This is a genomic window from Streptomyces sp. AP-93, from assembly GCF_022808175.1.
GTDB lineage: Bacteria > Actinomycetota > Actinomycetes > Streptomycetales > Streptomycetaceae > Streptomyces.
This window is the reverse complement of the sequence record NZ_JALGBX010000001.1, coordinates 398,067-423,577: the sequence shown is the minus strand read 5'-3', so window position 1 is coordinate 423,577 and position 25,511 is coordinate 398,067. Positions and strand designations below refer to the sequence as shown.

Sequence of the window (25,511 nt, the reverse complement as noted above, 5' to 3'; positions counted from 1 at the left end):
CCGTGGCGACACCAGGACTGACCGAAATCAGTCCCTCAAGCAGTCATGCGTCATGCGTGGTGCGTACTGCGTGAATCGTGAAGCTGTGAAGCCGTGAAGCCGTGATGCGGGAGATCAGTGGTGGCCGTGGCCGTTCTGAATCTCCTTGTACTCCTCGACCGTGGGCTTCGGGATCTGGTTGTTCTCCCCGTAGTAGCCCTTGCTGAGCTTGGCGCGGAGCTTCTCCAGCGGCTTCACCTTGCGCTCGACACCGTTCTCGTCGACCGTGGGGCCGATCTCGGCGGGCTCGTACTGCTCGTACGAGGTGAGCGCGTGCAGCTTGCCCTGCGAGAGCGGCTCGTGGACCTCGACGAACTCACCGTGCGGCAGGCGCTTGATGATGCCGGTCTCGCGACCGTGCAGCACCTTGTCCCGGTCCCGGCGCTGGAGGCCGAGGCAGATCCGCTTGGTGATGATGAACGCGATGACCGGACCGACGAAGAACCCGATGCGGGCGAACCAGGTGATCGAGTTGATCGACAGGTGGAAGTACTGCGCGAACATGTCGTTTCCACCGGCGATCAGCAGGATGACGTACCACGTCAGCCATGCCACACCGAAGCCCGTACGGGTCGGGGCGTTGCGCGGGCGGTCCAGGATGTGGTGCTCGCGCTTGTCCCCGGTGACCCAGGACTCGATGAACGGGTAGACCGCGATCGTGGCCAGGACCAGCGGGAAGATCATGAACGGGATGAAGACGCCCAGGGCCAGGGTGTGGCCCCACAGGTTGATCTCCCAGCCGGGCATGGCACGGATCAGGCCCTCGGAGAAGCCCATGTACCAGTCTGGCTGCGCACCGGTGGACACGTGGTCCGGGCGGTACGGGCCGAGCGCCCAGATCGGGTTGATCGAGGCGATGCCCGCGATCAGCGCGATGACGCCGAAGACCAGGAAGAAGAAGCCTCCGGCCTTGGCCATGTAGACCGGGAGCAGCGGCATGCCGACGACGTTCTTCTCGGTCTTGCCGGGGCCCGCGAACTGGGTGTGCTTGTGGTAGAAGACCAGGATCAGGTGGGCCACCAGCAGGCCCATCATGATGCCGGGCAGCAACAGGATGTGCACCGAGTAGAGCCGGCCCACGAAGTCGCCGCCGGGGAACTCCCCGCCGAAGAAGAAGAACGACATGTACGTGCCCACGATCGGCACGGACAGCATCGCGCCTTCCATGAAGCGGACACCGGTGCCCGAGAGCAGGTCGTCCGGCAGGGAGTAACCGGTGAAACCGGTGAACATGCCGAGGACCAGCAGCAGGAAGCCGAAGACCCAGTTGACCTCACGGGGCTTGCGGAACGCGCCGGTGAAGAACACGCGCATCATGTGCACGAGCATCGCCGCGATGAAGATCAGCGCCGACCAGTGGTGGATCTGCCGGATGAGCAGACCGCCGCGGACGTCGAAGCTGATTTCCAGGGTCGAGCGGAAGGCCTCCGACATCTGTACACCCTGCATGGGGATGTACGAACCGTCGTAGTGCACTTCGTTCATGCTCGGGTGGAAGAACAGCGTCAGGTACACACCCGTGAGGATGAGGATGATGAAGCTGTAGAGGCAGATCTCGCCCAGCATGAAGGACCAGTGGTCCGGGAAGATCTTGCGCATGTTGGCCTTGGCGAGGCTGTAAATGCCCAGCCGGCCGTCGGCCCAGTCGGCTACGCGCTCGCCGGCCGGAGCCTTGCGCTCTTTGGTTTGAGTGGCAGTGCTCATCCGCGCTCCCAGAAAGAGGGACCGACGGGCTCTTCGAAGTCGCCGAGCGCCTCGAGGAAACCTTCGTCATTGACGCCGATCCGCAGCTGCGGGAGCGCGTGACCAGCCGGGCCGAAGATGACTCGGGCGCCGTCGGAGAGGTCGAAGGTGGACTGGTGGCACGGGCAGAGCACGTGGTGCGACTGCTGCTCGTACAGGCTGATCGGGCAGCCGACGTGGGTGCAGATCTTGGAGTAGGCCACGATGCCGTCGTGGGACCACTCCAGTTCCTTCTTGTCCTTGATGTTCTCCGGCTGGATGCGGACGATCATCAGGGCGGCCTTGGCGATCTGGACCTGGAAGTCGTGCGCGTCCTCCTCCAGGCCTTCCGGCATGGCGAAGGTCAGCGAACCGACGACGATGTCCTCGGGACGCAGCGGCTCCATCGTGTTCTGGTTGATGAGCATCTTGCCCCGCGCCCAGATGGTCTTGCGCAGCTTGTCCTCGGGCAGCGGGCCCAGGTCGCGCAGGATCACGACGGCGGAGAGCGGCAGCAGGGCCAGCGCGCCGAACATCGTGTTGCGGATGAGCGGGCGGCGGCCGATGGCCGACTCGCTCGCGCCGTCCGCGAAGTCCTGCATGACCTGCGCCTTGACCTCGGGCGAAGCCGCGATCGGGTGGCGCTCGGCGGCGACCTCCACGTCGGACATCAGGGTGCGGGCCCAGTGGACCGCGCCCGCGCCGATGCAGAAGAGGGCCGCGCCGAGGCTCACGCCGAGGGCGAAGTTGAGAGCGCTCACCTTCCCGATGGGGAAGATGTAGACGATCTTGTCGACCGGCAGGATCACGAACGAGGCGATGAAGGCGATCGTGGCCAGCATCGACAGGGTGAACAGGAAGGCCACCGTGCGCTCGGAGCGCTTCGCGGCCCGCTCGTCGATGTCCTGGATCCGCGGCCGGTGAACCGGCAGGCCGGGGTCGGCGAACGGGTCGTCCGCCACTGTCACGGCACCGTGGTGCGCGTCGCCCTGCTCGCTCGGCAGGTGCTTCTCTTCGGGAATGTCTTGGCTACTCATGACTTCTTGGCCTTAGCGGTGTGGGCCGCGACCCAGACGGCGACAGCGATCAGCGCACCCAGTCCGAAGATCCAGCCGAAGAGACCCTCGGAGACGGGGCCGAGGCCACCGAGCTTGAGGCCACCGGGGCTGGTCGACTTCTCGCCGTTGACGTGCTGGAGGTACGCGATGATGTCCTTCTTCTGCTTCTCCGGCATGGTGCTGTCGGGGAAGGAGGGCATGTTCTGCGGGCCGGTGAGCATGGCCTCGTAGACGTGCTTCGGCTCGACACCCTCAAGGTTGGGGGCGTACTTGCCGTTCGTCAGCGCGCCGCCCTCGCCGGTGAAGTTGTGGCACTGCGCGCAGTTGTTGCGGAACAGCTCACCACCCTTGGCGATGTCGGCACCCGCCGGGTCGTACTGCTTCTCGGTCGGCACGATCGGGCCGGCTCCGAGGGACGCGATGTACGCGGCGAGCTGGTCGGTCTGCGCCTGGGTGTAGATGACGGGCTTCTTCGGCACCTGGGCGCCGGGCTGCTGGGCGGGCATACGGCCCGTCATCACCTGGAAGTCGACGGCAGCGGAGCCGACGCCTACCAGGCTGGGGCCGTCAGAGGAACCCTGACCGCCGGTACCGTGGCAGCTTGCGCAGCCGACGGCGTAGAGCTTCTGGCCCTCCTCGATGGCGAGGGACTGGACGGTTTCGTCGGCCTTCGCATTGCCCGCGGGCGCGAAGGCGGAGTACAGCCCCCCGGTAACCGCCAGCGCGAAGAGTAGAACGACGACCGCCGCCAGCGGATGGCGTCGTCGTGCGGAGAGCTTTTTCACGGATTACCCCGGTGTCAGGATCTTCTGCGTCGGTGTGTCTGGATGGAGTGCCGGGCCCGGCCCGGCGACGTGTTCGCTACTTGATCAGGTAGATCGTTGCGAAGAGGCCGATCCAGACGACATCGACGAAGTGCCAGTAGTAGGACACGACGATGGCCGACGTGGCCTGTTCGTGGGTGAACCTCTTGGCCGCGTACGTCCGGCCGAGGACCAGCAGGAAGGCGATGAGACCGCCCGTCACGTGCAGACCGTGGAAGCCGGTGGTCAGGTAGAAGACCGAGCCGTACGGACCGGACGAAAGGCTCATGCCCTCGTGCTTGACCAGCTCGGTGTACTCGAACACCTGGCCGCCAATGAAGATCGCACCCATGACGAACGTGATGATGAACCACGTCCTGAGCTTCTTCACGTCACCGCGCTCGGCTGCGAATACGCCGAGCTGGCAGGTGAGCGAGGAAAGCACCAGGATCGTCGTGTTCGTCGCCGAGAAGGGCAGATTCAAGGCCGAAGCCTGTTCTGTCCAGTACTCGGCGCCTGTCACGGATCGCAGGGTGAAGTACATCGCGAAGAGGGCCGCGAAGAACATCAGCTCGGAACTCAACCAGATGATGGTTCCCACGCTGACGAGGTTCGGCCTGTTGACCGTCGGGTGCGCGTGCCCGGTATCTACTGTCGTTGCTGTCGCCACGACCGACATTATGTCGGTCCCTTATCCCGCCCTCACCCCGGGGGGTGCCGTTCGGAGTGTCAGGGGCGTGTGCAAGGCCCGAACGGCCCATCAGATCGCCCTGCGGACGCCCGTCCGCCGTCCCTCGGGCGAGGCTGCGCGAACCGATGTTGACACCGGGTCGGACGGAGTAGCATCCCGCGCAACATCAACGTGATTCACGGGACACGTGGAGGAACGAAATGCGGGCGACTGCGCGGGTTCTGGTCTACAGCGACGACGCGGACACCCGGGAGCAGGTGCGGCTGGCGGCCGGGCGCAGGCCGGCCGCCGACCTGCCGCCGGTGGAGTTCCTGGAGTGCGCCACGCTGCCGGCCGTCCTGAAGGAACTGGACGCGGGCGGCATCGACGTGTGCGTGCTGGACGGCGAGGCGGTTCCGGCCGGGGGCATGGGGGTGTGCCGGCAGATCAAGGACGAGATCTTCCAGTGCCCGCCCGTGCTGCTCCTGATGGGCCGTCCGCAGGACGCCTGGCTGGCCACCTGGAGCCGCGCGGACGCCGCGGTCACCCTTCCGGTTGATCCGGTGGACTTCGCGCAGGCCCTGGCGGGTCTGCTGCGCGCGCGGCTCTCCCCGGCGGCGTAACGGGGCCTGTGCGCCCCGCAGAGCCCCTTACCGGCGCATACCGGGGCACGGGTGCCCGTACGGTCCGTACGGGCACCCGTGCCCCGGCTGTGGCCTCTCACGGCGCTTCCGGCTCTCCCGCCGCTCCCGCCCCGGTGGTTACACCTGCGGGCGCAGGCGGGCCTGGTCGACCGGGCTGCGGCCCTCCTGGGTGCCCTTGAGGAGGGCGCTGCCCTCGCGCCAGTCCTTCCAGTCCATGTTCCAGTCGCCGAAGCCGTTGCCGAAGATGTCCATGTCGTCGCCGATGCTGTTGATGACGCTGACGATGTCGCCTTCGGTGATGTTCTCGTAGAACCAGGCGGCGTTGCCCGTGCTCATGCCGGTGCAGCCGTGGCTGACGTTGGCGTAGCCGTGGGAGCCGACGGACCACGGCGCGGCGTGGACGTATTCACCGCTCCAGGTGACGCGGGTCGCCCAGTAGACGGGCAGGTTGTAGTACTCGCTGCCGCCGATGCCGACGGTGTCGCCGCGCATCTGGACGTAGTACTGCTTGCCGAGGACCACCTTGACGCCGTTGCGGGTGGAGAATCCGGGCTTGCCGGTGGTCACCGGGATGGAATTGATCACTTCTCCGTTGCGCCGGAACGTCATCCAGTGCGAGGAGGCGTCCGTGGTGACCTCCACCCGGTCGCCGATCTCCAGCTTCACCGGCTTGGAGGCGGCGCCGTGCATGTCGTCGGCGATCTTGATGCCCTCCAGGTTGCTCCGGACGGACACGGTGGTGTTGGCGGGCCAGTAGTCCTTGGGCCGGTAGTGGAGGTTCTTGTCGTCCACCCAGTGCCAGGCGCCCACGGCCGCCGCCGGGGCGTCGACGACCAGGCCGCGCTCGATGACGGCGCGGGCGGCCTTGTCCTTCACGGGTTCGTTGAGTTCGGCCGTGAGGGGCTGTCCGACGCCGTACTTGCCCTCGTCCGGGCCGAATTCGACCTTGAGGACCTTCTGGGCCGGGGTGGTGTCGAAGGTGAGCGTGCGCTGCCCGGGGGCGCCGCGTTCGTCCTCGGTGCTCACGAGGACGGTGTAGCGGACGCCGGCGGCCATCGGGACGGTGCTGTGCCAGCGGTCGCCGGAGGCGGACAACTCGCCCGCCAGGCGGCGTCCGTGGGTGTCCACGGCGCTCACGTCGGTGATCCGGCCGTCGCCGCTCTTGGCGGTGACTTCCAGGGGCCGGTCCGGGTCGACCGGGCGACTGCCGGAAGTCTGGTTGAGGGCGACTTGGTCGCCCGCGTCGTAGGGGCGGGCGGACAGCGGGTTGTCGTCGCCCGACCCGCATGCGGTGGCGCCGGCCCCGAGGGACGCGACCAGCAGGGAGCAGCCGATAACCGTCCAAAGACGCGGTGACTGGTTCATGGAGCCAACGCTATGAAGGTATGACAATTACGGCGCGCGGGGTGACTGCAAACGAGGGGCCCGGACTCCTCCATTGGAGGTGTCCGGGCCCCTGGTCTCACGCTGCGGCCGCCACGAGGGGCGGCGGCACGGGTGCGGCTACTGGTTCTGGTTCTCGCCGCGGTAGTACTCGTACACCCAGCCCCACAGGCCGATCAGGATCAGCGGCGCCGAGAAGTACATCAGCCACCAGCCGAAGATGACGCCCATGAAGGCGAAGGCGCCACCGATGGCCAGCGAGAGCGGCTGCCAGCTGTGCGGGGAGAAGAACCCCAGCTCGCCCGCCTCGTCGGCTACGTCGGCCTCCAGGTTGTCCTGGGCCATCTCGTCCACGCGCGCGGCCGTGAAGGCCAGGTAGTAGCCGATCATGGCGCTCAGGCCGAAGGCCAGTGCGAGCGCGGTGGTGCCGACGGGCTCCTTGGACCACACGCCGTACACGACGGTCATGATCAGGATGAAGGCGGCGAGCCACAGGAACATCCTGCCCTGGATCTTCACTTGCCGGCCTCCTTGCCACCAGCGACGGCCTTGGCGGCCACGGCGTGGTCCTCAAGGTGGTCGAGGGCCGCGATCTCGGGGTGGTGCAGATCGAATGCCGGGGATTCGGACCGGATCCTCGGCAGGGTGAGGAAGTTGTGCCGCGGCGGCGGGCAAGACGTCGCCCATTCGAGCGAACGGCCGTAGCCCCACGGGTCGTCGACCTCGATCTTCTTGCCGTACTTCGCCGTCTTCCAGACGTTGTACATGAACGGCAGCATCGACAGGCCCAGCACGAACGAGCTGATCGTCGAGATGGTGTTCAGCAGCGTGAAGCCGTCCGCCGCGAGGTAGTCCGCGTAACGACGCGGCATGCCCTCGGCGCCCAGCCAGTGCTGCACCAGGAAGGTGCCGTGGAAGCCGATGAACAGCGTCCAGAAGGTGATCTTGCCGAGGCGCTCGTCCAGCATCTTGCCCGTGAACTTCGGCCACCAGAAGTGGAAGCCCGCGAACATCGCGAAGACCACGGTGCCGAAGACGACGTAGTGGAAGTGCGCGACGACGAAGTACGAGTCGGAGACGTGGAAGTCCATCGGGGGCGAGGCCAGGATGACGCCGGTCAGGCCACCGAAGGTGAAGGTGACCAGGAAGCCGATCGTCCAGAGCATCGGGGTCTCGAAGGACAGTGAGCCCTTCCACATCGTGCCGATCCAGTTGAAGAACTTCACACCGGTCGGAACCGCGATGAGGAACGTCATGAAGGAGAAGAACGGCAGCAGCACACCGCCGGTGACGTACATGTGGTGGGCCCACACGGTCACCGAAAGGCCGGCGATCGAGATCGTCGCGGCGATCAGGCCGATGTAACCGAACATCGGCTTGCGCGAGAAGACCGGAATGATTTCGGAAACGATTCCGAAGAACGGCAGCGCGATGATGTACACCTCTGGGTGTCCGAAGAACCAGAAGAGGTGCTGCCATAGCAGGGCGCCGCCATTGGCCGCGTCGAAGATGTGCGAACCGAACTTGCGGTCGGCCTCCAGCGCGAAGAGCGCGGCGGCCAGCACCGGGAAGGCGAGCAGGACCAGAACACCGGTCAGCAGCACGTTCCAGGTGAAGATCGGCATGCGGAACATCGTCATGCCGGGGGCGCGCATGCAGATGATCGTGGTGATGAAGTTGACCGAGCCGAGGATCGTGCCGAAGCCGGAGAAAGCCAGACCCATGATCCACATGTCGGCGCCGATGCCCGGCGAGCGGACGGCGTCCGACAGCGGGGAGTAGGCGAACCAGCCGAAGTCGGCGGCACCCGACGGGGTGATGAAACCGGCCACCGCGATGGTCGAACCGAAGAGGTACAGCCAGTACGCGAACATGTTCAGCCGCGGGAACGCCACGTCGGGCGCGCCGATCTGCAGCGGCATGATCCAGTTCGCGAAGCCCGCGAACAGCGGGGTGGCGAACATCAGCAGCATGATCGTGCCATGCATGGTGAACGCCTGGTTGAACTGCTCGTTCGACATGATCTGCGTACCCGGACGGGCCAGCTCGGCGCGCATGAAGAGCGCCAGCAGGCCGCCGATGAGGAAGAACACGAACGACGTGAGCAGGTACATCGTGCCGATGGTCTTGTGGTCGGTAGTGGTCAACCACTTCACGACGACATTGCCCGGCTGCTTGCTCCGTACCGGCAACTCGTTCTCGTACGAGTCGGCCTCGGCACCCTGAGGCTGGTTGAGGATGCTCACAGTTTGTTCACCTCAGCATTGCGGGCCGGGTCGGTCTGCTGGATACCGGCCGGGAGGAAGCCGGTCTGACCCTTCTCCGCGAGCTCCTTCAGGTGCGCCTTGTACGCCTCCGGAGAGACGACCTTGACGTTGAAGAGCATTCGGGAGTGGTCGACACCGCAGAGCTCGGCGCACTTGCCCATGAAGACGCCCTCTTCGGTCGGGGTGACCTCGAAGACGTTGGTGTGCCCCGGAATGACGTCCTGCTTGAACAGGAAGGGGACCACCCAGAAGGAGTGGATGACGTCGTTGGACGACAGGATGAAGCGGACCTTCTCACCCTTCGGCAGCCAGAGCGTCGGGCCCGGGTTGCCGGTCTCCGCGTTCCGGTCGCTCGGGACGCCCTTGGTGTAGACGCCTTCGGCGCCCGCGGGGAAGTCCTTGGTGTAGCGGTCCGGAAGGGAGGCGAGTTCCTTGGGAACCTCGCCGGCCTTCGGAGTCGCCGCGTCGCCGTCGACGTCCTCGACGTAGTTGAAGCCCCAGCTCCACTGGAAGCCGACCACGTTGATCGTGTGCGCCGGCTTGGCGGAGAGGGCGAGCAGCTTCGACTCGTCACGCGCGGTGAAGTAGAACAGCACCGAGACGATGATGAGGGGGACCACGGTGTACAGCGCCTCGATGGGCATGTTGTACCGGGTCTGCGGGGGAACCTCGACCTTGGTCCGGCTGCGCCGGTGGAAGATGACGCTCCACATGATCAGGCCCCACACGAGGACGCCGGTGATCAGAGCGGCCGCCCAGGACCCCTGCCACAGGGAGAGGATGCGAGGCGCCTCTTCAGTGACCGGGGTGGGCAATCCGAGGCGGGGAAAGTCTTTCCATGTATACGAGCAACCAGTGGCGGTCGCCAGGACCACGCCCGCAGTCAGCGCCTGCAGCAGCTTCCGCCGCATCGGGCGCCGCGGCGAGCGGTCGGAGCCGTAGGGACTCACGTAGCGCCTTCCCGAGAGTCTCGGCCCGCGCGGCCGGCCGCGGCCGCATTCGGGTCGGTCGCCGGCCCTGACGCAGGCAGGGGTTTGGATGTTTATGCGGACCAAACCCTACTGGACGCTATTTGGGGTCGCGCGGGGAGGGTGCCCAACGCGCCGTTACTGACCCCGAAGGGATGGATCCGCCGTACGGGGGACGGCCCAACGGGCCCCGAATGGCGGGGTCCCGACGGCATCTGACGGCCCCTGACCTAGGAACTTCGACGGCATGCCCCAAGCCGGGCGCGGCGCCGGCGCGGCGTCCGGTTAGCGTGACCGGATGCCGTACTTCGACACCGCGTCCGCCGCCCCGCTGCACCCCGTGGCCCGGCAGGCGCTCCAGGCCTCCCTTGACGAAGGCTGGGCCGACCCCGCCCGGCTGTACCGCGAAGGGCGCCGGGCCCGACTGCTGCTGGACGCGGCGCGGGAGGCGGCGGCGGAGGCGGTGGGCTGCCGCCCCGACGAGCTCGTGTTCACTCCTTCGGGGACGCACGCGGTTCACTCGGGCATGGCCGGGGTCCTGGCGGGGCGTCGGCGCGTCGGCGGGCATCTGGTCGTATCAGCGGTGGAACACAGTTCCGTACTCCACGCGGCGGAGGTCCACGCGGCGGGCGGCGGGCGGGTCGAGGAGGTCCCGGTGGACCGCTTCGGCCGGGTCGCCGCCTCCTCCTACGGGGAACTCCTGGGGCCCTCCACCGCGCTGGCCTGCCTCCAGTCGGCCAACCACGAGGTCGGCACCGTCCAGCCCGTGGCGGAGGTCGCCGAGGTGTGCGCCGCCGCCGGGGTCCCGCTGCTGGTGGACGCCGCGCAGTCGCTGGGCTGGGGGCCGGTCCCCGGGAACTGGTCCGTGCTGTGCGCGAGCGCCCACAAATGGGGCGGCCCGGCCGGAGTCGGCCTGCTGGCGGTCCGCAAGGGAGTGCGCTTCTCCCCCCAAGGCCCCGCCGACGAAAGGGAGTCGGGGCGCTCCCCCGGCTTCGTCAACCTCCCCGCGGCCGTCGCCGCGGCGGCCTCCCTGCGGGCGGTGCGCGCCGAGGCGGACGCGGAGGCGGCCCGCCTGCGGATCCTGGTGGACCGGCTGCGGCGGCGGGTTGCCCGTCTGGTGCCGGACGTGGAGGTGGTGGGCCATCCCGACCTCCGGCTCCCGCACCTGGTCACCTTCTCCTGCCTGTACGTGGACGGGGAGACCCTGCTCCACGGGCTGGACCGGGCCGGCTACTCCGTCTCCTCCGGCTCCTCGTGCACCAGCTCGACGCTGACGCCGTCCCATGTCCTGCGGGCCATGGGGGTGCTGTCGGAGGGGAACGTACGGGTGTCCCTGCCGGCCGGCACGACGGCGGCGGAGGTCAACGGCTTCCTGGAGGTCCTGCCGGGGCTGGTGGCGGGGGTCCGCGAGCAACTCGGCGTGGTGGAACCGGTGATGGCCGCCGATCCGGAGGCGGAGTCCCTGGAACTGGACACCCTCGGCCTGCGGTGTCCGCAGCCGGTGATCGAACTGGCCCGGGCCATTGTCCGGGTGCCGGTGGGTGGCACGGTGACCGTCCTGTCGGACGACGAGGTCGCCCGGCTGGACATTCCGGCGTGGTGCGCGATGCGGGGGCAGGTGTATGTGGGCGAAGCCCCGCGTCCCCTGGGTACTGCGTACACGGTCCGCCGGGCGGTCTGACCCGGGCCGCGCCCTGGCCGGCCTGCGGCCGCAGCGGGTTCTGCCCTGCGGGGCGGAAGTCCCCTACCCGCCCTTCGCCCGTTCCCCGGGCTCTGCCCGGACCCGGTCCTCAAACGCCGGACGGGCTGGATGTGCCGCTGCGCGGCACCCTCCAGCCTCGCCGGCGTTTGAGGCGCGGGGTCCGGGGCGCAGCCCCGGGGAACGGTGGAAGGGCGGGTAGGGGACTTCGCCCCGCAGGGCCCACCCACCCGCACCCGCCCACCGGGCCCGCCCAGGGGCACAGAGCCCGGCGCCGCGAGGGGCTACGCCGGGAGGTGGGACTGGACTTCCGCCGCCGCCTCGTCGCCGTACGCCTTCGTGAAGCGCTCCATGAAGTGGGCCCGGCCCAGGGTGTACTCCTGGGTGCCCAGCGTCTCGATGACGAGGGTGGCCAGCATGCAGCCGACCTGAGCGGCCCGCTCCAGGCCGACGCCCCAGCCCAGGCCCGTCAGGAAGCCCGCGCGGAACGCGTCGCCGACGCCCGTCGGGTCGACCTTCGCGGTCTCCTCCGGGCAGCCGACCACGACCGGGTCGTGGCCGACCCGGTCGATGCGGACGCCGTTCGAGCCGAGCGTGGTGACCCGGGTGCCGACCTTCGCCAGGATCTCGACGTCGGTCCAGCCGGACTTCGCCTCGATGAGGCCCTTCTCGTACTCGTTCGAGAAGAGGTAGGTCGCGCCCTCCATCAGGGTGCGGATGTTGTCGCCGTCCATCCGGGCGATCTGCTGCGAGAAGTCCGCGGCGAAGGGGATCGCCCGCGTACGGCACTCCTCCGTGTGGCGCAGCATCGCCTCGGGGTCGTCCGCGCCGATCAGGACGAGGTCCAGGCCGCCGACCCGGTCCGCGACCGCCTTCAGCTCGATCAGGCGGGCCTCGCTCATCGCGCCCGTGTAGAAGGAGCCGATCTGGTTGTGGTCGGCGTCCGTCGTGCAGACGAAGCGCGCGGTGTGCAGGACCTCGGAGATCCGCACGGACTGGGTGTCGACGCCGTGCCGGTCGAGCCAGGCACGGTACTCGTCGAAGTCGGAGCCGGCCGCTCCGACGAGGATCGGCCGGGCGCCGAGCTGCCCCATGCCGAAGCAGATGTTCGGGCCGACGCCGCCGCGCCGTACGTCGAGGTTGTCGACGAGGAAGGAGAGCGAGACCGTGTGCAGCTGGTCCGCGACCAACTGGTCGGCGAAGCGGCCGGGGAAGGTCATGAGGTGGTCGGTGGCGATGGAGCCGGTGACTGCGATACGCACGGCGTGGACGCTCCTGCGGGGGAAGGCAAGGGGACATTCAAAACTACCCGGTCGACGGGCCCCGGGCCGACCGGAAGAAACTACCCCGTAGTAGGTCTTTCTTCACCCGCGGCGCCGTGCCTACCGTGCCCCATGACCTACACCGATGGCTTCGGGCCCGCCCGGCCCTCCGAGATCACGGCGGGCACCGAGTTCGAGCAGCTGCTGGGCGACTGCGCCCGGATGGCCCCGCACTGGCCGGTTCCCACTGGTGCGCGGCCGGATCAGGTGGCTCCCTCCCAGATCAACGGGATCCGCGTCCCGGCCGCCTCGGCCCGCCTCATCGCCTCCACGGCGGTCTACGGCTTCTAGGCCGGGGCCCGGCGGAACCGGATCCGCGTCTGTTCCGTCACACCCGCATCACCCCATGCGGGACGGGCAAAGGAGCGATGCGGTGACCAGCGAACAGTCCGATGCACCCGAGGGCCCTGAGGGACCCGAGGCACTCCAGGCACCCGGCACTCCGGACGCGTCACGCGGCACACGACGGCGGCCGGTCTGGGTCGTCGGTTCGATCGCGGTCGCCGTCCTGCTCACCGGCGGCGGCACCGCGTACTGGGCGTCGACCGCCCACGGCGAGGGGCGTACGGGCGACAGCGCGGCCTCCGCGCCCCGCGCGCTGCCCACTCCGCCCGGGCCCGGCATCGCCCCCGGAGAACCCGACCCCTCCGGCGGCGGGGTCACGTACACCGCCGATGTCCCCCTCCCGGACGGCCCGGCCCGGGCGCCGGCCTTCCGTGCGAGCGGTGAGGTGACCTCCGCCGAGGTGGCGCGGCTCGCGACGGCGCTCGGGATCTCCGGCGCGCCCCGGCTCGCCGGGGAGACCTGGCAGGCCGGGGAGAGGGCGGACGGCTCCGGGCCCCGGCTCACGGTGAACCTCAAGGCGCCCGGGACCTGGAACTTCTCCCGCTTCCAGGTCGGCGGCACCGGCGACGACTGCGTGCGCGGCAAGGACACCTGCGGCCCCGCAACCCTCCCCCAGGATCTGGGCCGGGAGCACGGCGGCACGGCCGGGACGCCCGTCTCCGAGGAGGCCGCCAAGGCCGCCGCCGCACCCGTGCTGGCGGCCGTGGGCCAGGGCTCGGCCGCGCTCGACGCCCGGATCGCCCAGGGCTCCGTACGCCTGGTGACGGCCGACCCGGTGATCGGCGGCCTGCCCACGCAGGGCTGGTCCACCCGGATCGGCGTCGGGGTGGACTCCAAGGTGGTGTCGGGCAGTGGCGAGCTGAAGGTTCCGGTGCGGGCCGCCGAGCAGCCGGTGATCGGCGCCGTGGACGCGCTGGCCCGGCTGAACGACAAGTCCCGGGGCTCCGGCGCCACGGACCCCGGCCCGAGCGGCTGCGCCACGAGCGTCCCGCTGACCCCGGACACCCCGGACGGCGCCACGGACACGCTGCCGTGCAACCCGGAGCCGCGGCCGATGAAGCCGTCGCGGACGGAGTCGGTGCGGGCCGCCGAGCTCGGGCTGGTCCCGGGCACGGTCGACGGGGCCCGCGGCCTCGTGCCGGCCTGGCTGTTCGAGGTGGCCGGCAAGGGCGGCGGCCCGGGCCACACGGTGGCCCAGCCGGCGGGGCTGACCGAGGAGATTCCCCCGGTCGACCTGCCCACCCCCGTCGACCCGCCCGCGAAGGGGCAGACCGTGCCCGGTTTCTCGTACTCCTCGGCCGACCGGACGCTGACCGTGAACTTCTGGGGCGGGGTGTGCAGCACGTACGCCCTGGAGGTCCGTGAGCAGCCGGAGTCGGTGATGGTGAGGATCACGGACACCCCGAACAAGCCGGGGCAGGCCTGCATCATGCTGGCGCAGGAGATGACGGTGACGGCCACGCTCCAGCAGCCGGTCGGCGACCGCAAGGTGGTCGACGCGACCACGGGCAAGGCCGTCCCCCGCCAGTAGCCACCGGGACGCCGGCAGGCGCCCGGACGTGCGAGAGGGGCCCGCCCGCGGATGTCCGCGGGCGGGCCCCTCTCGTCGGCCCTGCGAGTCCGGCCGGCCCTGCGAGCCGGCCGGGACGTCCGGGCTTAGTTGAACGAGTCGCCGCAGGCGCAGGAGCCCGTGGCGTTCGGGTTGTCGATCGTGAAGCCCTGCTTCTCGATGGTGTCGACGAAGTCGATGGACGCACCGTGCAGGTACGGGGAGCTCATCCGGTCGGTGACGACCTTCACACCGTCGAAGTCCTTCACGACGTCGCCGTCGAGAGAGCGCTCGTCGAAGAAGAGCTGGTAGCGCAGGCCCGAGCAGCCACCGGGCTGGACGGCGACGCGCAGCGCCAGGTCATCGCGGCCTTCCTGCTCCAGCAGGGTCCTGACCTTCTCGGCGGCGGCGTCGGACAGGAGGATGCCGTCGCTCACGGTGGTCTTTTCGTCCTGTACGGACATCTGCATTCACTCCCGAAGTGGGCGGCTCCCCGCCGGGAGCGGGGAAACGTCGGACTCTTGCCGTCGGTGGCAACGAGCGGGGCCGCGGATTCATTCCGGGACCCGACGCGTCTTTCAGAAATTCCATGCTCGCACACCGCCGCGCGGGGGTGGGTCCCCGCGAGGTCTGCGCGAGGTCCCCGCGAGGTCCCGGTGCCCGGCGGGCGAATTCGTCACATCGACACTATCGGCATCGTCAAAGTGACGTGAAGCAGTTATGATAGATAGCGTCAAATAGACGAGAAGTCGAAGCGATGGCTTCAGAGTGGCTTCAGAAGTCCCTTGTCGCAGAACAGAAAGGGTGCGTGTCGTGACCACCGCCCAGCCTTTGGACAACCAGCCCTTGGACGTCCAGCCGACGCCCCTTGCCTTGCTGCTGCTCGGCCGTGAGGCCGACCCCAAGAGCGAGCGCGGGGTGGAGTGCCCCGGCGACCTGCCCTCGCCGTCGGACCCGGACCTCGTGGCGCGCGCCCGCGCCGCCAAGGAGAAGCTCGGGGACAAGGTCTTCATCCTCGGCCACCACTACCAGCGTGACGAGGTCATCGAGTTCGCCGACGTCACCGGTGACTCCTTCAAGCTCGCCAAGGACGCGGCCGCCAGGCCGGATGCCGAGTACATCGTCTTCTGCGGCGTCCACTTCATGGCCGAGTCCGCGGACATCCTCACCTCGGACGACCAGAAGGTGGTCCTGCCGGACCTGGCCGCCGGCTGCTCGATGGCCGACATGGCCACCGCCGAGCAGGTTGCGGAGTGCTGGGACGTGCTGACCGAGGCCGGTGTCGCCGGAGCCACGGTCCCCGTCTCGTACATGAACTCCTCGGCCGACATCAAGGCCTTCACCGGCAAGCACGGCGGCACGATCTGTACCTCGTCCAACGCGAAGAAGGCCCTGGAGTGGGCGTTCGAGCAGGGCGAGAAGGTGCTCTTCCTCCCGGACCAGCACCTGGGCCGCAACACCGCCGTCCGCGACATGGGCATGACCCTCGACGACTGCGTGCTGTACAACCCGCACAAGCCGAACGGCGGCCTGACCGTCGAGCAGCTGCGCAACGCCAAGATGATCCTGTGGCGCGGCCACTGCTCGGTGCACGGCCGTTTCTCGGTCGACTCCGTCAACGACGTGCGCGCCCGCATCCCCGGCGTGAACGTGCTGGTCCACCCCGAGTGCAAGCACGAGGTCGTGGCGGCCGCGGACCACGTCGGCTCCACCGAGTACATCATCAAGGCGCTGGAGGCGGCCCCGGCCGGCTCCAAGTGGGCCATCGGCACCGAGCTGAACCTCGTCCAGCGTCTGGCGAACCGTTTCGCCGCGGAGGACAAGCAGGTCGTCTTCCTCGACAAGACGGTCTGCTTCTGCTCGACCATGAACCGCATCGACCTCCCCCACCTGGTGTGGACCCTGGAGTCCCTGGCCGAGGGCAACCTCGTCAACCAGATCCAGGTCGACAAGGAGACCGAGAGCTTCGCCAAGCTCGCCCTGGAGCGGATGCTCGCGCTTCCGTAACCCGGTCCCGCAGCACGACGACCGAAGGGCCGCCCTGCGAGGGGCGGCCCTTCGGCGTGTACGGGTTCCCGGAGTACGGGTTCCCCCGCGGGTCAGACCTTGACGGGGCTCTCCTCGTCCGCCGGGGCGGACGGGGCCGGGACCACGGTCAGGCGGGCCGTCTTCTTCGCGCTGCGGCGCTCCTTGCGGAGCTCCAGCATCGTGTAGAGGGTCGGCACCAGGAGCAGGGTCAGCACGGTGGAGCTGATCAGGCCGCCGATGACGACCACCGCGAGCGGCTGCGAGATGAAGCCGCCCTCGCCCGTGACGCCCAGCGCCATCGGGAGCAGCGCGAAGATCGTCGCCAGTGCCGTCATCAGGATCGGGCGCAGCCGGTGGCGGCCGCCCTCGACGACCGCCTCGATCACGCCGTAGCCCTGGGCCCGGTACTGGTTGACCAGGTCGATCAGGACGATCGCGTTGGTCACGACGATGCCGATGAGCATCAGCATGCCGATCAGTGCCGGGACGCCGAGCGGGGTGCCGGTGACCAGGAGCAGGCCGAGCGCGCCGGTCGCCGCGAAGGGGATGGAGACCAGCAGGATCAGCGGCTGGACCAGCGAGCGGAACGTCGCGACCAGCAGCATGAACACGAGCGCGATGGCGGCGAGCATGGCCAGGCCCAGCTGTGCGAAGGCCTCGCTCTGGTCCTCCCCGACGCCGCCGATGGAGGCCGTGGCGCCCGCGGGCAGGTCCAGGGCCTTGATCTTCGACTGCAGGGTGGAGCTGACGGCGCCGGTGTTGTCGCCGATCGGCTTCGCGCTGATGGTCGCGGCGCGGGCGCCGTCGATCCGGGTCATCGCGACGGGGCCGGGAACCTCCTCGACCTCGGCGATGTCGCCGAGCTTCACCGGGCCGACGGGCAGCGCCTGCAGCTGGGCCAGAGTGGCGGCCGGCTGCGCGGACCTGATGACGATGTCCCGCTCGGTGTCGTCCAGTACGGCCTTGCCCGCCGGGTTGCCGCGTACGGCCTGGCCGACGATGGCGCCGAGCGCGGCCTGGTTCAGGCCGAACTCCGCCGCCTTGGGGGTGGCGGTGACCGAGATCCGGGGCACGGACTGCGACAGGTCGCTCTGGACGTCGGTGACGTCCTCGATCTTCGCCACCTCGGTGCGGACCTGCTCGGCGGCCCGGGCGAGGACGGCCGCGTCACCGGCCTTGACGACGACGCTGAGGTTCTGGCTGCCGAAGCCGTCACCGGCCGCGATGGTGGTCTCGCCTATGCCGTCGAGCCCCTTGAGGGCGGTCTCGATGTGCTTCTTGGCCGACTCGGTCTTGCCCGAGTTCTCCAGCGTGACCTGGTACGAGGCCTGGTTGGAGCCCGTACCGCCGCCGAAGGCGGCCATGAAGCCGGAGGACCCGACGGTGACCTGGTAGTCCTTGACGCCGTCGGTCCCGTCCAGGACCTTCTCGACCTTGCGGCTCGCCTCGTCGGCGGCGGCCAGCGAGGTGCCGGGCGGGAGCTGCTGCTTGATGCTCAGGACTTCCTGCTCGCCCTGGTCGAAGAAGTTCGTCTTGAGCAGCGGGGTCATGCCCAGCGTCGCGACGAACACCACGACGGCGACGATCAGGGTGGCGACCCGACGGCGGGTGACCAGGCCCAGCGCCCGTACGTAGAACTGCTGGAGCTTGCTGCGGGACTCCTTCTCCTCGGCCTCGCGGCGGGCCTTCTCGATGCTCGCGGCGTCCCCCTCGCTGACGCCCTTCGGCGCGCGCAGGAACCAGTACGAGAGCACCGGGACGACCGTCAGGGAGACGAGCAGCGAGGCCAGCAGGGCCGCGGTGACGGTGATGGAGAACGGGCCGAAGAACTGGCCCACCATGCCGCCGACGAAAGCGATCGGCAGGAAGACGGCGACGGTGGTGAGCGTGGAGGAGGTGACCGCGCCGGCCACCTCCTTGACCGCGGTGATGATCGCGCTCCGGCGCTCCTCGCCGTAGCCGAGGTGGCGCTTGATGTTCTCCAGGACCACGATCGAGTCGTCGACGACCCGGCCGATGGCGATGGTGAGCGCGCCCAGCGTCAGCATGTTGAGGGAGAGGTCGCGGGTCCACAGCACGATCAGCGCGAGGACGACGGACAGCGGGATGGAGACCGCGGTGACCAGCGTCGAGCGCAGCGAGCCGAGGAAGACCAGGATCACGACGACCGCGAAGACCAGGCCGAGCAGGCCCTCGGTGGTCAGGCCCGAGATGGACTTGGCGACGGCCGGCCCCTGGTCGCTGACCACGGCCAGGTCGGCGCCGGAGCCGAGGGTGGAGCGGAGCTCGGGCAGCTTGTCCTTGACCGCGTCCGAGATGGCGACGGCACTGCCGTCCTTGTCCATGGTGAGGACCAGGGCGAGGCTGGGCTTGCCGTTGGTGCGGGTGAGGGAGTCGGCCTTGGCGGGCTCCTGCTTCACGCTCGCCACGTCGCCGAGGCGGACGGCGGGCTTGCCCGGTCCCGCGGTGAGGCGCAGGTCCTCGAGCTGGGCGAGCGAGGTGTAGCCCGAACCGACGCGCACGGTGCGGTTCTTGCCCGCCTCGTCGAAGGAGCCGGCGGGGATCGTGGCGCCGCCCGCCTGGAGCCCCTGGGCCAGGGCCGCGCCGTCGAGGCCGGCGGCGGCGAGCTTGGCGTCGTCGGGGGTGACGGTGACCTGGAGGTCCTGGACCCCGTCGACGGTGACCTGGCCGACGCCCGCGATGTCCTCCAGTACGGGGACCACGGACTTGGTGAGCTGGTCGGCCAGCGCCTGCTGGTCCTTGTCGGAGGTGACGGCGAGGACCACGGTCGGGATGTCGTCGGTGGAACCGGCGATCACCTGCGGGTCCACCTCGGCGGGCAGCCGTACACGGGCCCGGTTGACGGCCTGCTGGACGTCGGCGACGAGCTGCTTGGTGCCGTCGTCCCCGTAGTCGAAGGTCGCCATGATGAGGGCGTTGCCCTCGCTGGCGGTGGAGGTGATGCCGGTGATCCCGTCGACGCCCTTGAGCATGGCTTCGATCGGTTCGACGACCTGCTTCTCCACCACGTCGGGCGAGGCGCCCTGGTACGGCGCGAGGACGGACACCATCGGCAGGTCGATGGAGGGCAGCAGCTGCTGCTTGAGCTGGGGGATGGCGATGGCGCCGAAGAGGAGCGCGACGAGCGACACGAGGCCGACCAGCGCCCTTTGGGCGAGGCTGAAGCGGGACAGCCGGAACATGGCTATGGGGATCTCTCTGCAGGGACGCGGTGACGTCTACGAGGCATGGAGGCATGACGGAGCCGTGCCTTCGGGCACGCGCGGGGCCCCTCAGCCTCTCCCGCGCACGGGCACGCCGACGTCGCCCCCAGGTCCCGTCCTTATCCGGGGCATACCGCGTCCGCAGTAGGCGGGGCTACTGCGAACTGCTGCGAAGCGCTCCGAACCACTGCGAACCCAGTGCGAACCCGCTGCGGACCCCCTGCGAACCCGCTGCGGCTACTCGGCCCTGGGCCGGACCAGTCCCGATTCGTAGGCGATGACCACCAATTGCGCCCTGTCACGGGCACCGAGTTTGGACATGGCCCGGTTCACGTGGGTCTTGACGGTGAGCGGGCTGACTTCCAGCCGGCGGGCGATCTCGTCGTTGGACAGGCCCGCCGCCACGAGGACGAGGACCTCGCGCTCGCGTCCGGTCAGCGCGGCGAGGCGCTCTACGTGGGCCGCGCCCGCGGCGGGGGTGGCCCCCTCGCCGCCGCCCTGCGCGAGGAAGGTGGCGATGAGCCCCTTGGTCGCGGCCGGGGAGAGCAGCGCGTCGCCGGCGGCCGCGACGCGGATGGCGTTGAGCAGTTCCTCTGGCTCGGCGCCCTTGCCGAGGAACCCGGAGGCGCCCGCCCGCAGGGCCGCCGCCACGTACTCGTCCACCTCGAAGGTCGTCAGCATCACCACGCGCACGTCGGCCAGTTCGGGGTCGGCGCTGATCAGCCGGGTGGCGGCGAGGCCGTCGGTGCCCGGCATCCGGATGTCCATGAGCACGACGTCGGGCCGCTCCGTGCGCGCCATCTCGAAGGCCTGCGCCCCGTCGCACGCCTCCCCGACGACACACATGTCGGCCTCGGAGTCGACGAGCACCTTGAACGCGCTGCGCAGCAGGGCCTGGTCGTCGGCGAGGAGCACCCGGATGGGCGTCGGGGCCTGGTTCGGGGTCTTTTCCACGCCCTGACCCTACGTCGTTCCGCGCGGCGCGGTCCGGCACCCCGGCCCGGCCCCGGGCAAGGTCCGGGAAACACCCGCCAAGGTTCCGCAACTTCGGTACGATCGCCAAGTCTCGCAAGGGATAGGGCGAGAAGACGCCCTGTGGGAGTCAACCGCACCGTGTCCGTCCCCGGCTTGCCGGTACGGATCACGCGGCAGCACAACAGCTGAACTGTGCCTCTGCTCCCCGAATGCCGGACCAGCGCCCTGAGCGACCCCGGATGAGCCGCCCCCGGGCGACCACGCCGGACAGCCCAGGAACCGCCCCGGCTGCAATCCGTCATCCCCACAGGGATAGCGGATCAAGTCTTAGCCCAGGGCCAGTACCACCAGGGCCGTCGTCGCCGAGACCTCGGCCAGGGCTCCGAAGACATCTCCCGTGACCCCGTCGAAGCGGCGTACGCAGCGGCGGAGCAGGGCCTCCGACGCCAGCAGGGCGGCCAGGACCGCCACCGCGTGCTGCGCGGCGGCCGGCAGGCCCAGGGGCAGCGCGGCTGCGGCGGACAGGACCACCACGAGTCCGGCGACCACGGCGGCGGCCCTGCGCGGGACCACTCCGGCGACCGCCGCGCCCAGCCCCTCGGGGCGGGCCGGGGGAACCCCGTCGCGGGAGGCCAGGGTCATGGCGAGGCGGGCGGTGACGGCGGCGGCCACGGCGGCCAGCGCACCCCGGACCCAGCTGTCGGCGTACACGTCGGCCAGCGCCGCGACCTGGACCAGCAGCACGAACACCAGCGCCACCACCCCGAAGGGGCCGATGTCGGACTGCTTCATGATGCGCAGCGCGGCGTCGGCGGGCTTGGCGCTGCCCAGTCCGTCCACCGTGTCGGCGAGGCCGTCCAGGTGCAGGGCGCGGGTCAGGGCCGCCGGGACGGCGACGGTGACGGCCGCGGCGAGCAGCGGACCGCCGCCGCACAGCAGCAGGACAACCCCGGGCACCGCCGCGAGGAGCCCCACGACGAGCCCGGCGAGCGGGGCGCAGGCCATGCCGGTGCGGGCGGCCGGACGGTCCCAGCGGGTGATGCGCGCGGGCAGCACGGTGAGCGTGCCGAAGGCGAAGCGGACCCCGTCGAGCAGGGAGGCCCGTTCCGTGGGCGGGGTCAGGGGCGGGCCATCGTACGAATCTGTCATCGGCGCGAACGCTACCCGCTCGACGGGACCGGTAAGTTACCCATAACGCCCCAAACCGGGAGGTGGTGGCATGGGTCACTGGTGGTATCGCAACATCGTGGAGCCGGGGAAGCTCCCGCTGCTCCTCGCGCTGGTCGCCTTCGTCCTGTCCTTCCTGGTCACCCGCATGATCACCCGCATGATCCGGGCGGGCCGGGGGCCCTTCAAGAACGTCACCCCGGGCGGGATGCACATCCACCACGTGGTCCCCGGAGTGATCCTCGTGATCATCGGCGGCTTCGGCGCGATCGGCAGCGCCCGGCACAGCTTCGGGGCGGGGCTGTCGGCCGTGATCTTCGGGCTGGGCGCGGGGCTGGTGCTGGACGAGTTCGCGCTGATCCTGCACCTGGACGACGTCTACTGGAGCGAGCAGGGGCGCAAGAGCGTGGAGATCGTCGTCCTGACGGCGGCGGTCGTGGCGCTGGTGCTGGGCGGTTTCCTGCCGTTCGGGGTCAACGACCTCACCGAGGACGAGCGGCACAACCGCGGACTGGTCGCCATGAACACGGCGACCAACTTCTTCCTCGCCCTGATCGCCCTGTGGAAGGGCAAGGCGCGCACCGCCTTCTTCGGCACGGTCATCCCCTTCGTCGCGCTGATCGGCGCGATCCGCCTCGCCCGGCCCGGCTCCCCGTACGCGAAGAAGTTCTACGCGAACCGCCCGAAGGCCCGGGCCAAGGCCAAGCTGCGCGCCTTCCACCACGACCGCCGGTGGTCCTCGCCGCGGCGCAGGTTCGAGAACTTCATCGGCGGGACCCCGGACGCGGAACAGCCCTCGGAGAAGGAGCTGCTCTGACGTGGGAAGAGGGTCCGCCCCCTGGGGGCGGACCCTCTTGCTACGTCAGCCCGGGATCAGCCCGTCGTCGCGGAGCATCTCCCGCACCTCGCCGAGCGAGGCGTCGGGGGCGGGCAGGATCAGCTCGGACGGCTCCAGCGCCTCGTCGGGCAGCGGCTCGCCGAGCCGCCGTACGGCGGCGAGCAGCTCGCCCAGCGTGCGCCGGAAGCCCTCCTCGTCACCGCTCTCCATCTCCGCGAGCAGTTCGTCGTCCAGCGTGTTGAGCTCGGTGAAGTGGCTGTCCGCCAGCTCCACCTGACCTTCCCCCATGATGCGGACAATCATGACGGGCCCCGTCCTACTGCTTGTCGAACTACTGGTTGTCGAACTACTGCTTGTCGAACCGGTGCTGGGTCTGCGAGGGCTGGCCGGCGCCCGGGGCTCCGCCCTCGATGGCCGACTGCGGGGCGGAGGTGCCGCCCGCCAGCTCGGCCTTCATGCGCTGGAGCTCCAGCTCCACGTCCGTCCCGCCGGAGAGGCGGTCGAGCTCGGCCTGGATGTCGTCCTTGGAGCCGAGGCCGCTCTGGTCGTCGAGCGCGCCGGAGGCGAGCAGCTCGTCGATCGCGCCGGCGCGGGCCTGGAGCTGCGCCGTCTTGTCCTCGGCGCGCTGGATGGCGAGGCCGACGTCGCTCATCTCCTCGGAGATGCCGGAGAAGGACTCGGCGATCCGCGTCTGCGCCTGGGCGGCCGTGTACGTGGCCTTGATGGTCTCCTTCTTCGTGCGGAAGGCGTCCACCTTGGCCTGCAGCCGCTGCGCGGCGAGGGTCAGCTTCTCCTCCTCGCCCTGGAGGGTCTGGTGCTGCACCTCCAGGTCGCTGACCTGCTGCTGCAGGGAGGCGCGACGGGACAGGGCCTCGCGGGCCAGGTCCTCGCGGCCCAGCGCCAGCGCCTTGCGGCCCTGGTCCTCCAGCTTGCTGGACTGGCCCTGCAGCTGGCCCAGCTGCAGCTCCAGCCGCTTGCGGGAGGTCGCCACGTCGGCAACGCCGCGGCGCACCTTCTGAAGCAGCTCCAGCTGCTTCTGGTACGAGTAGTCGAGGGTCTCGCGCGGGTCCTCGGCCCGGTCCAGGGCCTTGTTCGCCTTCGCGCGGAAGATCATCCCCATACGCTTCATGACACCGCTCATGGGCTTCGCGCGCCCCCTTCTAGACGGACTTCGCTCCAGGTCACCAACAAGACCCACAGTACGGGCCCTGTCTCTATTACCGCACTGTTCGAGCAGGGATGCGCTCCTCCTCCAGGACGACTACGCGTCCGCCGTGTCAGGCGTAAGGAGTAGGTGCTCCCCTCAGGAAGGACGCCCGCCGTTGCCGGATCGTTCCCCGGTGGGATGGGGCGCGTGCCCTCAACCACGTACCCTTGGGTTTGTGTTTGGTAGCCGATCCTCCAAGGAAGAGAAGGACGCCGCCACCGACAAGGTGAGCGCCGACCTCTCGCAGTCCCGTGACCCTCAGGCCCCGAAGGGCCGCCCGACGCCGAAGCGTGCTGTGGCCCAGTCACAGCGCAAGGCCGTGGTGGCCTCGACCGGCAACCGCAAGGAGGATGCCAAGCGAGCTCGTGAGCGCCGCCGGGTCGAGATGACCAAGCAGCGCGAGGCTCTCGCCAATGGCGACGAGCGTTATCTGCCCAACCGCGACAAGGGTCCCGTGCGCCGGTACGTACGCGACTTCGTGGACTCCCGCTTCTCCGTCGCCGAGATGTTCCTGCCGCTGGCCGTGATCATCCTGGTGCTGAGCATGGTGCGGGTTCCGTCCATCCAGAACATCGCGCTCCTGCTGTGGCTCGGCGTGATCGCGCTGATCATCGTCGACTCCGTCGGCATGTTCATCCGCCTGCGCAAGGCCCTGAACCAGCGCTTCCCGGACGAACCCAAGCGCGGCGCCGTCGCGTACGGCCTGATGCGCACCCTCCAGATGCGCCGGCTGCGTCTGCCGAAGCCGCAGGTCAAGCGCGGGGAACGGCCCTGAGCCGAGGAACGCCCGGAGCGTTCGGCGGGAGTGGCTTCGCGGGCGGGGCCCGGCTGTGGCTGGAAGGCCTGGGCGGGCTCCGCAACGTGGTGCGCCAGGAGCTCGTCGGCCGTCAGGTCGACGAGCAGATCGCGCACCACTTCCCCGTGGGGCAGCGGCTGCGCGTCCTGGACGTCGGCATGGGCCAGGGCACCCAGGCGCTGCGCCTGGCCCGCGCCGGGCACATGGTGACCGGGCTGGAGCAGGACCCGGCCATGCTGGCCGTCGCCCGTGAGGTACTGGCCGCCGAGCCCCCCGGGATCCAGGACCGCGTCCGCCTCATGGAGGGCGACGGCCGGGAGACCGGCGCGCACTTCCTGCCGGGCAGCTTCGACGTCGTGCTCTGTCACGGCGTCCTCATGTACGTGCCCGAGCCGGACGCCATGCTCGCCGGGCTCGCCCGGATGCTGGCCCCCGGCGGACTGCTGTCCCTGCTGGTGCGCAACGGCGACGCCCTCGCGATGCGGCCCGGCCTGCACGGCGACTGGACGGCCGCGCTGGCGGCCTTCGACGGCGTCGACTACACGAACCGGCTGGGCCTGGACGTACGCGCCGACCGGCTCGCCACGCTGACCGCGACCCTGTCGGGGATCGGCGCCCCGCTGCAGACCTGGTACGGCGTACGCGTCTTCACCGACGGCACCGAGGCCGGGGACAAGCTCCCCTCCGACGCGGAACTGGAGGGGCTGCTCGCCGCCGAGGACCGTGCCGGGCGGACCGACCCCTACCGCGGGGTCGCCGCGCTGCTGCACCTGTGTGGCGTGCGGGGCTGAGCGCCCGGGCACCCCT

General features: G+C 69.7%; 23 protein-coding genes. 8 read left to right on the top strand and 15 right to left on the bottom strand.

What is annotated here, in order from left to right; genetic code table 11:
* Positions 1-114: 114 nt before the first annotated feature.
* The 4 genes from MTF69_RS02025 to MTF69_RS02010 form a co-directional block, all read right to left on the bottom strand.
* The gene (locus MTF69_RS02025) at positions 115-1,743 is read right to left on the bottom strand and encodes a cytochrome bc complex cytochrome b subunit (protein ID WP_243330036.1); all 1,629 of its coding nucleotides are present in this window, start codon (positions 1,741-1,743) and stop codon (positions 115-117) included.
* Entirely contained in the window at positions 1,740-2,798 is a 1,059-nt protein-coding gene (locus MTF69_RS02020) for a Rieske 2Fe-2S domain-containing protein (protein WP_243330035.1), read from the bottom strand. The genes MTF69_RS02025 and MTF69_RS02020 overlap by 4 nt, the downstream gene beginning before the upstream one ends.
* The gene (locus tag MTF69_RS02015; protein WP_243330033.1) at positions 2,795-3,604 is read right to left on the bottom strand and encodes a c-type cytochrome; all 810 of its coding nucleotides are present in this window, start codon (positions 3,602-3,604) and stop codon (positions 2,795-2,797) included. The genes MTF69_RS02020 and MTF69_RS02015 overlap by 4 nt, the downstream gene beginning before the upstream one ends.
* A gap of 76 nt (positions 3,605-3,680) precedes the next feature.
* Positions 3,681-4,301: a heme-copper oxidase subunit III gene (locus MTF69_RS02010; RefSeq protein ID WP_008738823.1), complete on the bottom strand. Its 621-nt coding sequence runs from the start codon at positions 4,299-4,301 to the stop codon at positions 3,681-3,683.
* Positions 4,302-4,513: 212 nt separating this feature from the next.
* Here MTF69_RS02010 and MTF69_RS02005 point away from each other — a divergent pair, with 212 nt between their 5' ends.
* On the top strand, positions 4,514-4,915 hold the full coding sequence (locus MTF69_RS02005; RefSeq protein ID WP_243330031.1) for a hypothetical protein: 402 nt from the start codon (positions 4,514-4,516) through the stop codon (positions 4,913-4,915).
* A gap of 138 nt (positions 4,916-5,053) precedes the next feature.
* On the opposite strand, the gene MTF69_RS02000 is transcribed toward MTF69_RS02005, so the two are convergent.
* The 4 genes from MTF69_RS02000 to coxB all read right to left on the bottom strand — a co-directional run bounded on the left by MTF69_RS02000 (position 5,054) and on the right by coxB (position 9,536).
* A complete protein-coding gene (locus MTF69_RS02000) occupies positions 5,054-6,301 on the bottom strand; it encodes an Ig-like domain-containing protein (protein WP_243330030.1) in 1,248 nt (415 codons plus the stop codon).
* Between the two features lie 138 nt (positions 6,302-6,439).
* Positions 6,440-6,838: a cytochrome c oxidase subunit 4 gene (locus MTF69_RS01995; protein ID WP_243330028.1), complete on the bottom strand. Its 399-nt coding sequence runs from the start codon at positions 6,836-6,838 to the stop codon at positions 6,440-6,442.
* Positions 6,835-8,565, bottom strand: coding sequence for a cytochrome c oxidase subunit I (ctaD, locus tag MTF69_RS01990; protein WP_243330026.1), 1,731 nt, complete (start codon positions 8,563-8,565; stop codon positions 6,835-6,837). Before ctaD ends, MTF69_RS01995 begins: the two co-directional genes overlap by 4 nt.
* Positions 8,562-9,536, bottom strand: coding sequence for a cytochrome c oxidase subunit II (gene coxB, locus MTF69_RS01985; RefSeq protein WP_243330025.1), 975 nt, complete (start codon positions 9,534-9,536; stop codon positions 8,562-8,564). The genes ctaD and coxB overlap by 4 nt, the downstream gene beginning before the upstream one ends.
* A gap of 316 nt (positions 9,537-9,852) precedes the next feature.
* Here coxB and MTF69_RS01980 point away from each other — a divergent pair, with 316 nt between their 5' ends.
* Positions 9,853-11,235, top strand: coding sequence for a cysteine desulfurase/sulfurtransferase TusA family protein (locus MTF69_RS01980; protein ID WP_243330023.1), 1,383 nt, complete (start codon positions 9,853-9,855; stop codon positions 11,233-11,235).
* Between the two features lie 302 nt (positions 11,236-11,537).
* Here the strand turns inward: MTF69_RS01980 and MTF69_RS01975 are convergent, their stop codons facing one another.
* Positions 11,538-12,515, bottom strand: a complete 978-nt coding sequence (locus tag MTF69_RS01975; protein ID WP_243330021.1) for a carbohydrate kinase family protein — start codon at positions 12,513-12,515, stop codon at positions 11,538-11,540.
* A gap of 132 nt (positions 12,516-12,647) precedes the next feature.
* Between MTF69_RS01975 and MTF69_RS01970 the strand changes: the two genes are divergently transcribed.
* The gene (locus tag MTF69_RS01970) at positions 12,648-12,866 is read left to right on the top strand and encodes a hypothetical protein (protein WP_243330019.1); all 219 of its coding nucleotides are present in this window, start codon (positions 12,648-12,650) and stop codon (positions 12,864-12,866) included.
* 82 nt (positions 12,867-12,948) lie between these two features.
* A complete protein-coding gene (locus MTF69_RS01965) occupies positions 12,949-14,451 on the top strand; it encodes a hypothetical protein (RefSeq protein ID WP_243330018.1) in 1,503 nt (500 codons plus the stop codon).
* Between the two features lie 125 nt (positions 14,452-14,576).
* On the opposite strand, the gene erpA is transcribed toward MTF69_RS01965, so the two are convergent.
* The gene (erpA, locus tag MTF69_RS01960; protein ID WP_243330017.1) at positions 14,577-14,933 is read right to left on the bottom strand and encodes an iron-sulfur cluster insertion protein ErpA; all 357 of its coding nucleotides are present in this window, start codon (positions 14,931-14,933) and stop codon (positions 14,577-14,579) included.
* Positions 14,934-15,273: 340 nt separating this feature from the next.
* On the opposite strand from erpA, the gene nadA reads away from it, so the two are divergent.
* Positions 15,274-16,476, top strand: a complete 1,203-nt coding sequence (nadA, locus tag MTF69_RS01955; RefSeq protein ID WP_243330016.1) for a quinolinate synthase NadA — start codon at positions 15,274-15,276, stop codon at positions 16,474-16,476.
* Between the two features lie 92 nt (positions 16,477-16,568).
* Here the strand turns inward: nadA and MTF69_RS01950 are convergent, their stop codons facing one another.
* From MTF69_RS01950 to MTF69_RS01940, 3 genes are all read right to left on the bottom strand, one after another.
* A complete protein-coding gene (locus tag MTF69_RS01950) occupies positions 16,569-19,700 on the bottom strand; it encodes an efflux RND transporter permease subunit (RefSeq protein WP_243330015.1) in 3,132 nt (1,043 codons plus the stop codon).
* A 258-nt stretch (positions 19,701-19,958) separates the two neighbouring features.
* Complete coding sequence (locus tag MTF69_RS01945) at positions 19,959-20,675, bottom strand: response regulator transcription factor (protein WP_243330014.1); 717 nt, start codon at positions 20,673-20,675, stop codon at positions 19,959-19,961.
* 348 nt (positions 20,676-21,023) lie between these two features.
* The gene (locus MTF69_RS01940) at positions 21,024-21,845 is read right to left on the bottom strand and encodes an adenosylcobinamide-GDP ribazoletransferase (RefSeq protein WP_243330013.1); all 822 of its coding nucleotides are present in this window, start codon (positions 21,843-21,845) and stop codon (positions 21,024-21,026) included.
* Positions 21,846-21,915: 70 nt separating this feature from the next.
* Between MTF69_RS01940 and MTF69_RS01935 the strand changes: the two genes are divergently transcribed.
* Entirely contained in the window at positions 21,916-22,680 is a 765-nt protein-coding gene (locus MTF69_RS01935) for a hypothetical protein (protein WP_243330012.1), read from the top strand.
* 45 nt (positions 22,681-22,725) lie between these two features.
* On the opposite strand, the gene MTF69_RS01930 is transcribed toward MTF69_RS01935, so the two are convergent.
* Together MTF69_RS01930 and MTF69_RS01925 are read right to left on the bottom strand one after the other, a co-directional pair.
* On the bottom strand, positions 22,726-23,004 hold the full coding sequence (locus MTF69_RS01930) for a hypothetical protein (RefSeq protein ID WP_243330010.1): 279 nt from the start codon (positions 23,002-23,004) through the stop codon (positions 22,726-22,728).
* Between the two features lie 43 nt (positions 23,005-23,047).
* Positions 23,048-23,842 (bottom strand): PspA/IM30 family protein, encoded by a 795-nt coding sequence (locus tag MTF69_RS01925; protein WP_243330008.1) that lies wholly within the window; start codon positions 23,840-23,842, stop codon positions 23,048-23,050.
* 241 nt (positions 23,843-24,083) lie between these two features.
* On the opposite strand from MTF69_RS01925, the gene MTF69_RS01920 reads away from it, so the two are divergent.
* Together MTF69_RS01920 and MTF69_RS01915 are read left to right on the top strand one after the other, a co-directional pair.
* Positions 24,084-24,683 (top strand): DUF3043 domain-containing protein, encoded by a 600-nt coding sequence (locus MTF69_RS01920; protein ID WP_243330006.1) that lies wholly within the window; start codon positions 24,084-24,086, stop codon positions 24,681-24,683.
* Positions 24,684-24,772: 89 nt separating this feature from the next.
* Complete coding sequence (locus MTF69_RS01915) at positions 24,773-25,495, top strand: bifunctional 2-polyprenyl-6-hydroxyphenol methylase/3-demethylubiquinol 3-O-methyltransferase UbiG (RefSeq protein WP_243330443.1); 723 nt, start codon at positions 24,773-24,775, stop codon at positions 25,493-25,495.
* Positions 25,496-25,511: the final 16 nt, after the last annotated feature.

What these genes read in the sequence shown, in the direction of transcription:
- MTF69_RS02025 (WP_243330036.1), bottom strand. Translation starts at nt 1,743, where the DNA reads ATGAGCACTGCCACTCAAACCAAAGAGCGCAAGGCTCCGGCCGGCGAG.
- MTF69_RS02005 (WP_243330031.1), top strand. Translation starts at nt 4,514, where the DNA reads ATGCGGGCGACTGCGCGGGTTCTGGTCTACAGCGACGACGCGGACACC.
- MTF69_RS01930 (WP_243330010.1), bottom strand. Translation starts at nt 23,004, where the DNA reads ATGATTGTCCGCATCATGGGGGAAGGTCAGGTGGAGCTGGCGGACAGC.
- MTF69_RS01950 (WP_243330015.1), bottom strand. Translation starts at nt 19,700, where the DNA reads ATGTTCCGGCTGTCCCGCTTCAGCCTCGCCCAAAGGGCGCTGGTCGGC.
- MTF69_RS01980 (WP_243330023.1), top strand. Translation starts at nt 9,853, where the DNA reads ATGCCGTACTTCGACACCGCGTCCGCCGCCCCGCTGCACCCCGTGGCC.
- erpA (WP_243330017.1), bottom strand. Translation starts at nt 14,933, where the DNA reads ATGTCCGTACAGGACGAAAAGACCACCGTGAGCGACGGCATCCTCCTG.
- MTF69_RS01925 (WP_243330008.1), bottom strand. Translation starts at nt 23,842, where the DNA reads ATGAGCGGTGTCATGAAGCGTATGGGGATGATCTTCCGCGCGAAGGCG.
- MTF69_RS01940 (WP_243330013.1), bottom strand. Translation starts at nt 21,845, where the DNA reads ATGACAGATTCGTACGATGGCCCGCCCCTGACCCCGCCCACGGAACGG.
- MTF69_RS02000 (WP_243330030.1), bottom strand. Translation starts at nt 6,301, where the DNA reads ATGAACCAGTCACCGCGTCTTTGGACGGTTATCGGCTGCTCCCTGCTG.
- MTF69_RS01935 (WP_243330012.1), top strand. Translation starts at nt 21,916, where the DNA reads ATGGGTCACTGGTGGTATCGCAACATCGTGGAGCCGGGGAAGCTCCCG.
- MTF69_RS01970 (WP_243330019.1), top strand. Translation starts at nt 12,648, where the DNA reads ATGACCTACACCGATGGCTTCGGGCCCGCCCGGCCCTCCGAGATCACG.
- MTF69_RS02010 (WP_008738823.1), bottom strand. Translation starts at nt 4,301, where the DNA reads ATGTCGGTCGTGGCGACAGCAACGACAGTAGATACCGGGCACGCGCAC.
- MTF69_RS02020 (WP_243330035.1), bottom strand. Translation starts at nt 2,798, where the DNA reads ATGAGTAGCCAAGACATTCCCGAAGAGAAGCACCTGCCGAGCGAGCAG.